Annotated in this window: 11 protein-coding genes; 9 read left to right on the top strand and 2 right to left on the bottom strand. The window is 35.7% G+C overall.

Annotated features, from left to right (window positions below):
* Positions 1-248: 248 nt before the first annotated feature.
* The 5 genes from purL (at position 249) to JK139_RS12980 (ending at position 7,607) form a co-directional block, all read left to right on the top strand.
* Entirely contained in the window at positions 249-2,459 is a 2,211-nt protein-coding gene (gene purL, locus JK139_RS13000; RefSeq protein WP_218331450.1) for a phosphoribosylformylglycinamidine synthase subunit PurL, read from the top strand.
* On the top strand, positions 2,459-3,490 hold the full coding sequence (gene rfaD, locus JK139_RS12995; protein ID WP_218331449.1) for an ADP-glyceromanno-heptose 6-epimerase: 1,032 nt from the start codon (positions 2,459-2,461) through the stop codon (positions 3,488-3,490). The genes purL and rfaD overlap by 1 nt, the downstream gene beginning before the upstream one ends.
* 59 nt (positions 3,491-3,549) lie before the next feature.
* A complete protein-coding gene (proC, locus tag JK139_RS12990) occupies positions 3,550-4,356 on the top strand; it encodes a pyrroline-5-carboxylate reductase (protein ID WP_228733226.1) in 807 nt (268 codons plus the stop codon).
* 99 nt (positions 4,357-4,455) lie between these two features.
* Positions 4,456-5,694: a BamA/TamA family outer membrane protein gene (locus JK139_RS12985; protein WP_143439236.1), complete on the top strand. Its 1,239-nt coding sequence runs from the start codon at positions 4,456-4,458 to the stop codon at positions 5,692-5,694.
* Between the two features lie 119 nt (positions 5,695-5,813).
* The gene (locus JK139_RS12980; protein WP_228733225.1) at positions 5,814-7,607 is read left to right on the top strand and encodes a glycoside hydrolase family 13 protein; all 1,794 of its coding nucleotides are present in this window, start codon (positions 5,814-5,816) and stop codon (positions 7,605-7,607) included.
* Positions 7,608-7,686: 79 nt separating this feature from the next.
* Here JK139_RS12980 and JK139_RS12975 read toward each other — a convergent pair whose 3' ends face one another.
* The gene (locus JK139_RS12975) at positions 7,687-8,562 is read right to left on the bottom strand and encodes a dienelactone hydrolase family protein (protein ID WP_218331448.1); all 876 of its coding nucleotides are present in this window, start codon (positions 8,560-8,562) and stop codon (positions 7,687-7,689) included.
* 356 nt (positions 8,563-8,918) lie between these two features.
* Between JK139_RS12975 and JK139_RS12970 the strand changes: the two genes are divergently transcribed.
* The 4 genes from JK139_RS12970 (at position 8,919) to JK139_RS12955 (ending at position 15,790) form a co-directional block, all read left to right on the top strand.
* Entirely contained in the window at positions 8,919-10,574 is a 1,656-nt protein-coding gene (locus JK139_RS12970; RefSeq protein ID WP_218331447.1) for a CTP synthase, read from the top strand.
* A gap of 158 nt (positions 10,575-10,732) precedes the next feature.
* Entirely contained in the window at positions 10,733-12,916 is a 2,184-nt protein-coding gene (locus JK139_RS12965; protein ID WP_218331446.1) for a S9 family peptidase, read from the top strand.
* A 143-nt stretch (positions 12,917-13,059) separates the two neighbouring features.
* Positions 13,060-14,913 carry a membrane protein insertase YidC gene (gene yidC / locus JK139_RS12960; protein ID WP_218331445.1) on the top strand — a complete coding sequence of 618 codons (1,854 nt, stop codon included), beginning with the start codon at positions 13,060-13,062 and terminating at the stop codon, positions 14,911-14,913.
* 247 nt (positions 14,914-15,160) lie between these two features.
* Positions 15,161-15,790 (top strand): hypothetical protein, encoded by a 630-nt coding sequence (locus JK139_RS12955; protein WP_218331444.1) that lies wholly within the window; start codon positions 15,161-15,163, stop codon positions 15,788-15,790.
* Here the strand turns inward: JK139_RS12955 and JK139_RS12950 are convergent.
* Positions 15,787-16,140: a hypothetical protein gene (locus JK139_RS12950; RefSeq protein ID WP_218331443.1), complete on the bottom strand. Its 354-nt coding sequence runs from the start codon at positions 16,138-16,140 to the stop codon at positions 15,787-15,789. The genes JK139_RS12955 and JK139_RS12950 overlap by 4 nt on opposite strands.
* Positions 16,141-16,257: the final 117 nt, after the last annotated feature.

Below are 16,257 nucleotides of genomic sequence, written 5' to 3'. Positions count from 1 at the left end.
TTTTTGCAACTTTTAAATTTTTATTGCAACAATATTTTTAATCGAACATTGAAAATTACTTTTTGAGGGTTGACTAATTAATTGAAGTCTATCAGCAAGTTGCTTCGCATACAGCATAGGTTATTTATAGAATCATTTTTCAATTTGTCGTGCCTTGCAGCAGTTTTTCAATTGCTGGCAACCGGCTCTTTATTACCTTTGCAACATTGTTGGTACAACACACCAATGTTATTCTTACAATTTAAGCAATGGAAATAACAGTTACTACTGCAAAACAACTTCGTTTAACAGAAGATGAATTTGCGCTTATTCAACAAAAACTTGGAAGAATCCCCAATTTTACAGAGCTCTGCTGCTTTAGTGCCATGTGGAGCGAACACTGCAGTTATAAAAACTCTATCAAATGGCTAAAAACACTGCCCAGAGAAGGAGGGAGGATGCTGGTTGCTGCCGGTGAAGAAAATGCAGGGTTAATGGATATGGGAAACGGATACGGCGTTGTATTCAAAATTGAAAGCCACAATCACCCCTCTGCTATTGAACCTTTTCAAGGTGCTGCAACAGGTGTTGGTGGAATACAGCGCGATATTTTTACAATGGGCGCCCGACCTATTGCTTCCTTAAACAGCCTTCGATTTGGGAATTTAAAAGATAAAAAAACGCAACGTTTGCTTTCAGGAGTCGTGAAAGGCATTGGCCATTATGGTAATTGTTTTGGCGTTCCTACAGTTGGGGGTGAAGTATATTTTGAAGATTGTTATCATACCAACCCATTGGTAAATGCCATGAGTGTTGGTATTATGAAGGCAGATAAAATGATTAGTGCTACTGCAAAAGGAACTGGTAATCCGGTGTTTTTTGTAGGTAGTGCTACCGGTAAAGATGGAATTGGTGGTGCCAGTTTTGCCAGTGCAGATATCACAGCCGATAGTACCGAAGAATTGCCGGCAGTGCAGGTAGGTGACCCCTTTCAGGAAAAAAAATTATTGGAAGCTTGTTTAGAAGTAATTGAAACAGGAGCCATTGTGGGTATGCAGGATATGGGGGCAGCCGGTATAATTTGCTCAACTTCAGAAATGAGTGCAAAAGGCGGAGTGGGTATGCGCATTGATTTAGAGAAAGTACCTACCCGGCAACAAAATATGAAAGCATGGGAATTACTTTTAAGCGAAAGCCAGGAACGTATGTTATTGGTAGTAGAAAAAGGAAGAGAAGCAGAGGTATTGGCCGTTTTTGATAAATGGGATTTAAGTGCCAGTAACATTGGTGAGGTAACCAATGACGGCTTATTGCAATTTTATTATCATGGAAAATTGGAAGCTGTAATTCCTGCAGAAGAACTTGTTTTAGGAGGCGGAGCCCCCCAATATACACGGGAATACAAAAAACCGGCTTATTTAAATAGAATACAAAGCTTTGACATTAAATCTATTAAAGATATAACAAATTTAAAATCTGTTGTTACTGAATTAATTCAAATACCCAATATTGCAAGTAAGAAATGGGTGGCCGAGCAATACGATAGTATGGTAGGTACTGCCAATGCCAGTACCAATGCACCCAGCGATGCTGCTGTAGTTTTAGCAAAAGGCACAGGGAAAGCGTTGGTCATGACGGTTGATTGTAATAGCAAATATGTATTTGCAGACCCTTATACAGGTTGTGCCATTGCTGTAGCAGAGGCTGCCAGAAATATTGTATGTTCCGGCGGCGAACCATTGGGGGTTACCAACTGCCTGAATTTTGGTAATCCTTATGATCCGGAAGTGTATTATCAGTTTGTAGAAGCCATTAAAGGTATGGGCGATGCATGCCGTGCATTTAATACGCCTGTAACAGGTGGTAATGTTAGTTTTTACAATCAGAACCCTGATGGTCCGGTTTATCCAACTCCTACTATTGGTATGGTTGGTGTGATTGATGATTTTAAAAACAGAATGACATTAGATTTTAAATCAGCGGATGATGTAATTGTTTTAGTTGGCAAACAGGTAAATGATATTGGTTCATCTGAATACTTGCATAAATTAAAAAAACACGAGTTCTCGAATGTTCCCTATTTTAATTTGGATGAAGAGTTGTTAATGCAGCAGTTTTTGTTGCAGTTAATTAAAAACCATTCCATTCAAAGTGCGCACGATATTAGTGAAGGCGGATTGATTACAACTTTGTTGGAAAAAGGATTTAACCGTTTACTCGGCTTTCAGGTAAGTGCAGAAGGATTTGAACACCTTCGTGCAGATGCGTTTTGGTTGGGTGAAGCACAGGGAAGAGCAGTGATTACTTGTTCTGCAACACAATGGCCGGGCATACAGCAATTGGCTCAACAATATAAAGTTCCCGTACATCAATTAGGTAAGGTAACTGCAGGCAACATTGCTGTAAACAATGAAGACTGGGGTGAGATTAACGAATGGAAAAATATATATGAAACTGCAATTCAAAAATTGATTCAATAATGGCAACAAAAATTTCAGCAAATAATCAGGATATTATTATTGTTACAGGAGCTGCCGGTTTTATTGGTTCTTGTTTGGTGCAGCAACTGAATGATACCGGTATTGAAAACATTGTAATGGTAGATGATTTTGGCGTGGAAACCAAGCGCCGGAATTGGGAATATAAAAAATTTATAGCAACTGTAGAAAGACTTTCTTTATTTGACTGGCTGGCAACACATCAACCTAACGTTGCCGCATTGCTGCATATTGGTGCAAGAACTGATACAACTGAGTTTGATTATGCTGTTCATGAAAAACTCAATGTACAATACTCAAAAGATGTTTGGAGTTACTGTACTGCACATAAAGTGCCCTTAATTTATGCTTCATCTGCTGCTACTTATGGGGATGGTAGTTTTGGTTACAATGATGACCACTCAGTTGTTGCGCAGTTAAAGCCCTTAAACCCATATGGCGTTAGCAAAAATGAATTTGATAAATGGGCATTGCATCAGGCATTTACTTTAGGTTCGCAGCCACCCTATTGGGCAGGATTGAAATTTTTTAATGTATATGGTCCGAATGAATACCATAAAGGAAGAATGGCCAGTGTTATTTTTCATGCCTTCCACCAAATTGCGCAACACAGTTTTGTAAAACTATTTAAAAGCCATCGGCCCGACTTTGAAGATGGTCAACAACTGCGAGATTTTATATATGTAAAAGATGTTGTTGCCGTAATTTTTTGGATGATGAAGCAGATGTTACAAAAAAAATGGTTGCCAACAAACAATGGACTTTACAACCTGGGCACTGGACAAGCCCGTAGTTTTTATGATTTAGCTGTTGCTACTTTTGATGGATTGGATAAAACAGCCGATATTAAGTTTATTAATATGCCGGAAGATATTAGGGATAAATACCAGTATTTTACCGAGGCCAATATGCAAAAACTTAGAAATATTGGTTATCAACAACCCTTTTATTCTTTAGAAAAGGGTGTGGATGATTATGTGCGCCATTATCTTAAACCACAAAAATTTTATTAGGCAACTTAAAATAATTCATAAGTATTTATCCTACTAATTTTTTATTTCAACATATAAATATGCAAATACAAGCAAAAATTGCAATTATAGGAGGTGGTAATCTGGGTTCTGCCATTGCAGAAGGGCTGCTGAACAGTGGCTTTATTTTGCCCGAGAACTTATGTATTACTAAACGAAATATTGAAACCCTTGGTTCTTTCAAAGAAAAAGGCGTGCATGTATTTTCAAACAATAGTGATGCAATTCATTTTGCCGACTACATCATCTTTGCTATAAAACCATTTCAAATACGAGAAGTATTACAACAACTGCAACCGCTTTTGCAACCCAATAAACATGTTCTAATTAGTGTGGCAACCGGCGTTTGGATTAAGGATATTCAGAAAATGGTTGGCAATCAGTTTACTATTTTCAGGGCTATGCCCAATACAGCCATTGCCATTCAGCAAAGTTTAACCTGTATCAGTGCCTTTCAGGCTTCTGCTGCACAAACGGCTTTTGTAACCGAATTATTTAATAAGCTGGGTAAAACAGTATTTATTGAAGAAAAATTGATGGATGCGGCTACAATATTGGGCGCTTGTGGTACAGCTTATGCCATGCGCTACATTCGTGCCAATATTCAGGGAGGGATTGAAATTGGTTTTAGCGCATCAGTTGCCTCATTAATAGCAGCACAAACAGTGAAAGGTGCTGCCGAATTATTATTGCAAAAAAATACACATCCTGAACAGGAAATAGATAAAGTAACTACACCAAAAGGTTGTACGATAGCCGGATTGAATGAAATGGAACACCAAGGCTTTAGCTCCTCGCTTATTAAAGGTATTGTTACAAGTTATAAAAAAATATTAGACGACATGTGAAGCGTTTTTACTATAAAAGGTATTTTATTAGGTTAGGCTTAACAACTAAATACTTAAACATATAGCCAGTTTAATTGTCTTATTTAAAAATAATCCTGTTTGCGTAAATTATATTATACTTCTCTATTGATTTTTATTTGGTGTATACAGGTTAATGCACAAACCATTTTTAATTCGGGGGCTGCAGTTCATTCTGTTTATACAGGTGTAGATAGCTTATTGGAAAGAGATTTGGTAGATGTTACGCATCATCTTTTTCATAAAAAAAATAAACTTTCAACAGATACCACACAAAAAAACGAACAACATCATAAATACAATTTGGCCATTGTACCTGCTGTTGGGTATACTTTACAAACTGGTTTTGCTGGAATATTAAGCGCTAATATTGGCTACTTCAATACCGGATCTAATAAAATATCCAGTATTACTACCAGTATAACTTACTCACAATACCAACAAACTATAGTGCCATTGGTATTAAATATATGGACAAAAAATGATAAATATAATATTGTATCTGATAACCGGTTTATTGATTATCCCTCCAGCATTTACGGTTTAGGGGGTAGAACAGACCCCAATAAAGGACACACGATTGATTTTGTTGGGTTAAAATTGCATGAAAGTATTTTAAGGTCGGTTGGTAAAAATATATATGCGGGTGTAGGATATTATTATGATCAGTTTTGGAATATCAAAGCAATTAATCTAGGTACAAGGCGTATTAATACAATTATAACTAAAGAGCTGGGTTACGATGAAATCGCATCCGGTCCGGTATTAAAGTTTTTATATGATAACCGGGAAAATCAAATCAATCCTACCCAGGGCTTATATGCCAATTTTGTATTAAGAAATAGTTTTACATTTTTGGATGGTGATCAAAATTTTAAGTCGGTATTAATCGATGTAAGAAAGTATCTTCCTTTCCCACATAAATATTCTAAAAATACATTGGCATTGTGGAGTTATAACTGGCTAACACTCTCCGGAACACCACCTTATTTATTATTGCCCAGTACCGGTTGGGACGATCAGTACAATACCGGAAGAGGGTACATACAAGGAAGGTTTCGCGGCAGAAACATGGTATATCTGGAAGGTGAATACCGCTATCGTATTTCTAGAAACGGATTAATTGGCGGTGTGGTTTTTGCCAATGTTGAAAATTTTTCCGGCGATCTCTCACAACAATATAATACCCTGTTACCTGGCTATGGGTTAGGTATTCGCGTTAAATTAAATAAACATTCCGGCACCAACCTTTGTGTAGATTATGGTTTTGGTAAGAATGGTTCAGGTGGTTTTTATGTAAATATTGGCGAAGTGTTTTAATTCCTACCTTTATTCCTTCAATGTAATTTTTCCTAAACAGGCTGTAAGCTTTATAAGCTTTGTATAGCAATTTGCAGTGTTGTTTTTGAATGATTGGCTCATTTTTTAATTGTAACCTTATGAAGTATCTCATCCTTAGTACAATGGTTGGAATGGTATTTTTTTTGACTGCCTGTAATAATTCTGCCACAGAACAACATGTTAAAACCGATAGTATGGCCTCCAAAAAAGACTGGTGGAAAGAAGTAGTAGTATACCAGATTTACCCACGAAGTTTTAAAGACAGTAATGGAGATGGAGTAGGCGATTTAAAAGGTATTATTTCTAAATTAGATTATATTAAAAGCTTAGGAATTGATGTGGTTTGGCTGAATCCAATATTTGAATCGCCCAATAAAGACAATGGCTATGATATTAGTAATTATGAAGCCATTATGAAAGATTTTGGAACCATGGCCGATTTTGATACCCTGTTACATGGCATGCATGAGCGGGGAATAAAGTTGGTATTGGATTTGGTGGCTAACCACAGCAGCAATCAAAACAAATGGTTTATTGAAGCACGCAAAAGTCGTAAAAACCCATATTATAATTATTACCATTGGTGGCCTGCAGAAAAAGGCAAACCGCCGTTCCGTCAGGGTTTTTTTGATATAAACGGCAGTGCATGGACTTTTAATCCGGCAACCAATTCTTATTACCTGCATTATTTTAGCCAATACCAACCCGATTTAAACTGGGAAAATCCAAAAGTGCGTGAAGAAATATTTGATATGATGAAGTTCTGGTTTAATAAAGGTATTGATGGCTTTAGAATGGATGTTATCCCATTCATATCGAAGGATACCAGTTTCCCGGTAATAACGCCTGAAATTTTAAAAGAAAAATACAATGGCGATTGGGCACAATACTATGCCAGTGGTCCCAATTTACATGAATATTTACACGAAATGAATGCACAGGTGCTGAGTAAATACACTGATATGTCGGTAGCCGAAGGTGCCGGCGTTACTTTAGAAACAGCGAACAAATTTGTTGATGCCGACAGACATGAATTAAATATGCTATATAATTTTGATGGGGTAAGTTATGGTTATGTACCCGGTAAATTTAAAACGCCGGAACCGGATGGATACAAACTTCCCGGATTTAAACAAATTTATACCCGTTGGGATAGTGTTTTTGCTACTAAAGGCTGGGGTACCATCTATTTGGGAAACCATGATCAACCCCGTATGGTAACGCGTTGGGGCAATGATAGTCCCGAATTTAGAGAGCCATCTTCTAAAATGCTCACCACATTTTTACTTTCTATGCGGGCTACTCCTTATTATTATTTTGGCGATGAGTTGGGCATGTGTAACATAAAATTCGATAAAATTGATGATTATCGAGATATTGAAACACTCAATATGTACCAGCAAATTAAAAATAAAGGCGGCAATTTGCAAGAATTTTTAAATGCACAAAAAATATCGGCAAGGGATAATGGTAGAACACCATTTCAATGGAGTAATGCACCCAATGCCGGTTTTACTACCGGTACGCCGTGGATTAAAGTAAACCCCAATTATGCAACCGTAAATGTGGAAGATGAGGCAAAAGAGCCTAATTCATGTTTGAATTACTTTAAGAAAATGGTGTTACTTCGTAAAACATATAAAGATGTTTTGGTGTACGGAAAATATCAATTATTAGATCCTGATAATCCAAAAATTTATGCTTACACAAGAGGTGATGGCGCTAATAAGGTTTTGGTTATTTTAAATTTTAGTAAAGACCATGTGGGTTGGGATATTCCTGAAGGCATGCAGGTAAAACCAACCCCGCTTATTAATAACTACAATTCTTTCTTGCCCGGCAAAACCATTTCAATGGAGCCTTATCAGGCAGTAATTGTTGGTTTACAATAAATACAAATCTATTCAATAAAAATATCCGGTAACTTCAAAAGCTGCCGGGTATTTTTATTTTGTTCTTCCTCAATAGCTATTAATGCAATTTTAAAAAAGCCAAAGCTTTTGCATTGGCATCATCTGTAGCTGCCTTATTATAGATGGGGTTAGATGGGTTGGCAAAACCATGTCCGGCATTGTATCTGTACACAGTTAATTTTTTTCCGGCAGCTTTCATGTTTTCTTCAAAGCGGGTAACTACTTCCGGATTAATACCCTGATCCTGATTGGCAAAGAAACCAATCACATCACAATTTAAACCTTTTAAGCGCTCAATATTGTTTTCGGGCCTGCCATAATACATTACACATCCTGCTGTCTGCTTCCCGGCTAATAATGCGGCTTGTAAACTCCAGCCACCACCAAAGCACCAGCCAATGGTATAAATTTTAGCATCCTTTCCTGCATAAGCTATAGCACCAGTTACAATTGCATCTAATCTGTCTGCATTGGCATTACGCATATACACCATCGCACTATCGGGTGTAGTGGCTACTTTTCCATCGTACATATCCGGCGCCAATACATTTACATCCCCTAATTCAGTATACAGTTTATCGGCTTCATTTTTAATATTATCATTTAAGCCCCACCATTCCTGAAAAACCAATACCCATTTTTTGGTTGGATTTTTTGCTTTAATCAAATAGCCGGAAGCCATTTTGCCGCCTGTAGTTGTATATTGAATGGTTTTGCCTAATGCTTTAAAATATTTTAATATGATGGGGTTGGGGTGCAATTTGCCAAAACCTGGTTTGGCTGCATCTAACTCAATTAATTGGCGGGTTTCTGCATTAAAACAACTAATGTAACATTCAGGAGTTAAAGGATCAGGTTCTTTTTGTTTAAAAGTTGCACTTAGTAAAACTGCAGCAACAAGTGCTGTGCCGGCAAGTAACATAAGTTTTTTCATAAATTTTTTTTGGTTTGTGAACGATGTACCAATTCATTCCGTTTTTATTGGCACGATTGGTATTCTTTAAAATTAAATAAAACTTCTTTTATTTAAATTTTGTTCGCTTGTTAACACAAAATACAATGAACTGTTTAATTTTTCTACAGCCATTTTTTAGAGAGAAAAAATTGCCGTAGGTTTGTGCGACCTCCAAGAGTTATCATTTCAACTTTTTTCAATTCTCTTAAGGTCTGTTGGTTACACAAAAGCCGGCTTTTGTTAATGAAAGGTGTAATTGTATTCATTTTTTATGTAATGTTATTTGCTGAAACGCTTTTTGTGCAGGTAAAAGTTTAAAACAACATCCATTTTTTATGGCCAAATATATATTTGTTACCGGAGGGGTAACAAGCAGTTTAGGAAAGGGTATTATTGCAGCCAGTCTTGCAAAACTTTTGCAGGCTCGTGGTTTTAGCGTAACTATCCAAAAATTCGATCCATACATCAATGTAGATCCCGGAACTTTAAACCCTTATGAACACGGCGAGTGTTTTGTTACCGAAGATGGTGCAGAAACCGATTTGGATTTAGGTCATTATGAGCGGTTTTTAAATATTTATACCTCACAAGCCAATAATGTTACAACGGGTAGAATTTATCAAACCGTTATTAATAAAGAAAGAGCCGGCGATTTTTTAGGAAAAACCGTACAGGTAGTACCACATATTACCGATGAAATAAAACGCAGAATGTTATTGTTGGGTAAGGATGGTAAGTTTGATATTGTAATTACCGAAATAGGTGGTACCGTGGGCGATATTGAAAGCCTGCCTTTTATTGAAACTGTACGTCAAATACAATGGGAACTACCTGAAGAAGATGTGGTGGTAGTTCATTTAACTTTAATACCCTATTTAAAAGCTGCAAAAGAACTGAAAACAAAACCAACACAACATAGCGTTAAAATGCTTAGTGAAACAGGTGTGCATCCAGATATTATTGTATGTAGAACGGAAGAAGCACTGAATGATGATATAAAACGCAAAATTGCTTTATTCTGTAATGTAAAAAAAGAAGCAGTAATTGAAGCCATGGATGCTGCTTCTATTTATGAAGTGCCACTGTTAATGCAAAGTGAGGAATTAGATGTGATATGTATGAATAAATTACAAATTACTTCTAAACAGGAACCTAAATTAGATGAATGGATTTCTTATATAGATAAAATAAAATATCCAAAAGGGAAAGTAACGATTGGGCTTATTGGCAAATATATTGAGTTACAAGATGCTTACAAATCCATTCTAGAAAGTTTTATACATGCCGGTGCAGCGAATGAAGTAAAAGTACAGGTTGTAAATGTGCATAGCGAACATATTACAAAAGAAAATGTAGCCGAAAAATTGGAGGGTCTGGATGGGCTGTTGGTTGCGCCAGGATTTGGTAATCGCGGTATTGATGGAAAAATTTTTGCCGTGCAATATGCCCGGGAAAATAAATTGCCATTTTTTGGTATTTGTTTAGGAATGCAAATGGCAGTGATAGAATATGCACGAAACGTATTGGGTGTTAAAGATGCACATTCGTTAGAAATGGAACCCAATACCCTTAATCCGGTTATTAATTTAATGGAAGATCAAAAACAAATTACCTCAAAAGGAGGTACCATGAGGCTGGGTGCGTATCCTTGTGCTATTAAAGAAGATACTTTGGCTTTTGATATTTATAAACAAACTTTAATTAGTGAAAGACATCGGCACCGTTATGAATTTAATAATGCTTACAAAGAAATTTTTGAGCAAAATGGTATGATTGCGAGTGGAATTAATCCTGAATCAGGGCTTGTAGAAATTGTGGAGTTACCGGCACATCCTTTCTTTATCGGTGTACAATACCACCCCGAATTAAAAAGTACTGTAGAGAAACCGGCACCACTATTTGTACATTTTGTAAAGGCGGTAAAAAAATATCATGAAGCAAAAAAACAATTGAAGTTAAATTCTCCAGCCATACAGGATGCATTGATATAAATATTCAATTTTTTTAAATACTTGAACGTGCAATATGTTAAATCATATTGTTCGTTTTTTTTGAGGAACATTTAAAATGATATTTGCTTTCAACGAATATCATTATATTGTTGTGTGAAAAAGAGTAGGATGAAATTGGTTAGATAAATTTATTTTATATGAAAACATTTTTTTTATTTTTTCTTTTCTTTATTTCATTCAATTTAATGGCACAGCCTCCTCAGGGCATTCATTGGAATAAAGCAGGAAACACAATTTTTACCGTGCAGGATAATAATATTGTGGCTACGCAATTCCCTGCCATGGAAAGCAGTACTTTAATCAGCGCTGCCGAATTAACTCCAACAGGTGCAACTGAACCACTTGCTGTTCGCAATTTTTTCTTTAGCAATGATGAAAAAAAATTGTTGATTTATACCAATTCTAAAAAAGTTTGGCGCTATGATACCAGAGGCGATTATTGGGTGTTGAATCTGATAAACAAAAAACTAACCAAATTAGGAAAAGGGAGGCCGGCATCTTCACTCATGTTTGCAAAATTTTCACCCGATGGCAATAAAGTGGCCTATGTTTGTGAACATAATATATATGTGGAAGATTTAAATACAAATGCTATTAAAGCCTTAACAACTGATGGTAATTATTTCTTAATCAATGGTACATTCGATTGGGCTTATGAAGAGGAATTTTTTTGCAGAGATGGTTTTCGTTGGAGCCCGGATGGTGCTAAAATTGCCTACTGGCAAATCAATGCAAAAAATACCAGAAATTATTTAATGATTAATAATACCGATTCAAGTTACCCTTTCATAAAACCCGTAGAATACCCCATTGCAGGTCAGGCACCTTCACCTTTTAAAATTGGTGTGGTTGAAATTGCCACAGCTAAAACAAAATGGATGCAGATTCCTACAGATCCTGTGTTGCAATCATATGTTCCTCGAATGGAATGGGCAAACAATAATGAAGAATTGATTTTGCAGCATTTAAACAGAAAACAAAATGTTTCTGATATTTTACTTTGCAATATAAAAACAGGCCAGCCCAAAACCATTTATCATGAAACCGATAGTGCGTGGATTGATATTTTGGCACTATGGGATGAAGATTATTCTTATGGCGGATGGGACTGGCTCAATAACGGTGATGCATTTTTGTGGGCCAGTGAGAAAGATGGATGGCGTCATTTATACAGTATTCGTAAAAATGGTAAATCAGAACTAAAAATTACAAATGGTAATTATGATGTAATGGGTATTAGCGCAATTGATCAAAAAAATGGATACGTCTATTTTTTGGCTTCCCCTTTCAATGCAACTCAAAAATATTTATACAGAACAAAATTAGATGGAACTGGAACGGCAGAGCGTTTATCGCCCGAAAACCAAAATGGTTTTCATGAATATGCAGTTTCACCAACAGCTCTTTTTGCTGAACATATTTTTTCGAACCATTATACACCTTTTGTACGCGAATGGATTTCATTACCCCATCATCAGGGTTTAGATGGTAATTTGGTGAATACTGCTATTGCACAGGCCAATCCTGCTAATTCTAATGTTCAATTTTTTAAGATAAAAAATAAAGATGGGATTGAGATGGATGGTTGGAAAGTGATGCCAGAACATTTTGATTCTACCAAAAAATATCCGGTTGTATTTTATGTATATACCGAACCCTGGGGTCAAAATGTAAAAGATGAATATGGCATTGCCCGTAATTTTTTGTATAATGGAAACATGTCAAAAGATGGTTATATATACATCTCCATCGACAATAGGGGTACTCCTGTGCCGAAAGGCCGTGAATGGCGGAAATGTATTTATAGAAAAATTGGCCGCTTAAATATCAGCGATCAGGCAGATGCTGCCAGCCAAATTTTACAATGGCCTTATGTTGATACTTCCCGAATTGCGGTATGGGGTTGGAGCGGGGGCGGTTCGGCTACTCAAAATTTAATGTTTCAGTATCCAAATATATATAAAACCGGTATTGCAGTAGCAGGCGTTGCCAGTCAGTTTACTTACGATAATATTTATCAGGAACGTTATATGGGTTTGCCACAGGAAGATAGCGCCGATTTTGTTGCCGGTTCTCCTATTACTTATGCAAAAAATCTACAGGGTCATTTGTTATTGATTCATGGTACAGGCGATGATAATGTACATTATCAAAATATGGAACTGCTTGTAAATAAATTGGTGAAATATGGTAAACAGTTTGATATGATGAGTTATCCCAACAGAACGCATAGTATTTCTGAAGAGCCTGGAACCAGAGAACACTTAATTCATTTGTATACCCGCTATTTGCAGCAGTATTGTCTTCCGGGGCCACGCTAAAAAGCAATAATTGTACAATTTTTAAATGGATATTATAAAATTGTAAATTTTGGTCATAATTGCCTGATCAATGAATATTTAGGGAATAGCCTAAGCGCATTCAGTTGTCAATCCCTACCTTTGCCGCTCAATATTTTTTCAATATGAATTTTGACAAGAATACGATTATTGGTTTTGGTTTGTTAGCAATTTTATTTATTGCGTTTTTTTGGATGAATAATCAGTCTCAGCAGGAAATGCTGAAACAGCAAAAACATGTGCAGGATTCTATTGCACGGGTCAATGCGCTTCGGCAAACCCAAGATCCGGAGACCATTGTAAAAGATTCATTGAAACAGGATTCATTGATTAAATTATCAACTGCAGGAAATTTTGCAACCGCAGCCATTGGCAAAACATCATTCGATACAGTTGAGAACGATGTTATGAAAATTGTATTCTCCAATAAAGGTGGAAGAATTGAATCTGTAATATTAAAAAATTACAAATCATACAACGGCCAACAGGTTATGTTGGGTTCAACGAATGACATTTTAGGTTATAATATCAATACCGGTAACAATAGCTCAGCCAACACCAATGATTTATATTTTACTCCATCTGCTATTATAAAAAATACTGATGGCACACAAACCATTCAATACACTTTAAGTGATGGTGCAGGACAAAGTATTGTACACAGTTTTGTGATTCAGCCTAATAATTACATGGTGAATTGGAATATTACTATGCAGGGAGCCAATCGTTTGTTAACGGGCAATGAAATGAATTTTATGTGGGTTGATCATGCTCAGCAAATGGAACGCTCTGCACACTATGAACGGATAACCAGTAATTTATGCTTTTATGAAGGTGGAAATTTTGATTATATATCTTCAAAAGAAACCCACCAATTCGAAAAACCGGTAAGCTGGTTTTCTAATGTACAACAATTTTTTAATGTAACATGGGTTGCAAAAAACGATTTTAGCGGGGGTGAAGTAAAGTGGAAGAGAGAAACGGATGACTCTTCAAAAACTTTATTTACCAGCACCGCTAACCTGCACATGAAAATACCTGCAGAGGCATCTGTAACAATTCCCATGCAATTGTATTATGGACCCAATGAATATGCCATATTAAAAAAAGAAGCCAAGGGCATGGACCAAATTGTTAACCTGGGTAGAAGTTTATATGCTTTTGTAAGACCTATTAACTTATATGTTATTATGCCTGTATTTAACTTCTTTGCCGGGTTTATTAGTAATTACGGATGGGTTATTTTCTTATTAACGCTTTTTATACGTTTAATCACTTCTCCATTAACCTATAGCAGTTATTTAAGTGGTGCAAAAATGAAAGTTTTAAAGCCTGAGTTAGATGCACTGAAACAAAAATTTGGAACAGACCAGCAGGGATTTGCAATGGAACAAATGAAGTTGTATCGGGAGGCAGGCGTAAACCCATTGGGAGGATGTATTCCGGCGCTGCTGCAAGTGCCCATATTCTTTGCATTGTATAGTTTTTTTAATTCTAACATTGCATTGCGTGGACAGCCATTTTTATGGAGTAAAGATTTATCCTCTTACGATGTAATAGCCCGGTTACCTTTTAGTTTACCTTTTAATTTTGGTGATCACATCAGTTTGTTTACCATTACGGCTGTATTAACCAGTTTCTTTATTTCCATTTATAATATGGCATCTACGCCAACGCAGGATAATCCGGCACTAAAATACATGCCATATATTTTTCCATTTATGATGTTGTTTTTCTTCAATGGCATGCCATCAGCTTTAACATGGTATTATACCGTTTCAAATACAGTTACTTTAATATTACAGTTCATCATTCAAAAAAGGATTATTGACCACGATAAAATTTTAGCAAAAATTGATCAAAAACGTAAATCGCCGAAAGCCAAAACAAAAAGTAAGTGGCAGGAACGGTATGAACAAATGATGGAATCGCAGAAAAAAGTGCAGGAATTAAAAGAAAGAACTCAAAAGAAAAAATAGTAAAAATTTCTGTTAAGATAGTTTTAGAGACTGTTTGCAATAAGCCTTACAGTCTCTTTTTAATTTGAGATAAGTTAAGAAAATTGGCTTATTAAAATTTGTATTCAATTTTTACTTGCAGCTTACCTGGTTGGTTTATGAGCTGAATTAACAGCTTCTTTAAGTAAATCATTGTAATTTGTAAGTACATTAGCTTTGCATTATTCATTAACGCTGTATCAAATACATTTTATTTAAATTGAAAATTATGAAACTAATTTTGGTGGCTTTATTTTTTCCATCAATTTACATTTTTTCGCAGCAACGTACTGTTGCTGAATGTACCATTTATTTTCAAAATGTAATTGATGTAAATCAGTCTGCTAACCCTTATTCTGCAGCAAACGAAGTGGTACATAAAACGGTATACATAAAAGGGAATAACAGTAGGGTAAATGTGGTTAGTCCATCTTATCAAATTTCTACTATTATTGATCAGTCAACCGGCAAAGTAGTAGTGTTAAGAAGTTTTGGAAATAACAAGTACATGACTGTATTAACCAAAACACAATGGGTGGCTGCCAATAAAAAGTTTGCAGGCATTCAATTTGTTCCTTTACCCGATACCAAAACCATATTGGGATATAATTGTAAAAAAGCACAACTTTTACTGCAAGATAGTTCTGTATATACACTATACTATGCAACCGCTATAGTTCCATCAGTAAAAGATTTTGAATATGAATTTAAAGATGTACCCGGATTTGTACTTGAGTATCAAGCAGAAGACAATAAAAAGAATAAAGTACATTTTATAGCAACAAAAATCAGTTTAGATCCTGTGTTACTTTCAGAATTTGAATTGCCCACCAAAGGGTATAGAATTATCAATTATTAGTTAGCTATTGGAGAAGGTGTTTTAAACTTGGGAACATGCACTTTAAATTTATAAGGAAAAACATAAGTCGTATTTCCACTTTTGTATTGCATGATTGAATTTACCTCGGCACCCGAAGCGTAATTCTGAGTTTTAAGAATATGTGTACCATTGTATTCTAAACCAGCCTTAATAAGTGAAAGGGAGAAAGTTTTATGGCTGTAATGGCTTAAGTTTTTTAAAGAATACTTACTGCTGTTTTTTGATTCATCTGTTGTGCCACTAAATGTAATAGCAGCAACAGCACATTTCGTAACAATAATGAATAGTGTTAGAAAAGCCAGTTTAGATATGAATCTGTTGTTAAACATTTATACAAAATTATACATTTTTTACAATTTTTAACAATTTTCTTTTTATTAATTGATTTTTAACAAATTTCTTTTCCAAAATAATGCCAAAATTGTAAAACTTTTACTGTACATTAG

The organism is Hydrotalea lipotrueae (assembly GCF_019249625.1).
Lineage (GTDB): Bacteria > Bacteroidota > Bacteroidia > Chitinophagales > Chitinophagaceae > Hydrotalea > Hydrotalea flava.
The sequence above is the reverse complement of the archived record's forward strand: the minus strand, read 5'-3'. Positions and strand labels throughout refer to the sequence as shown.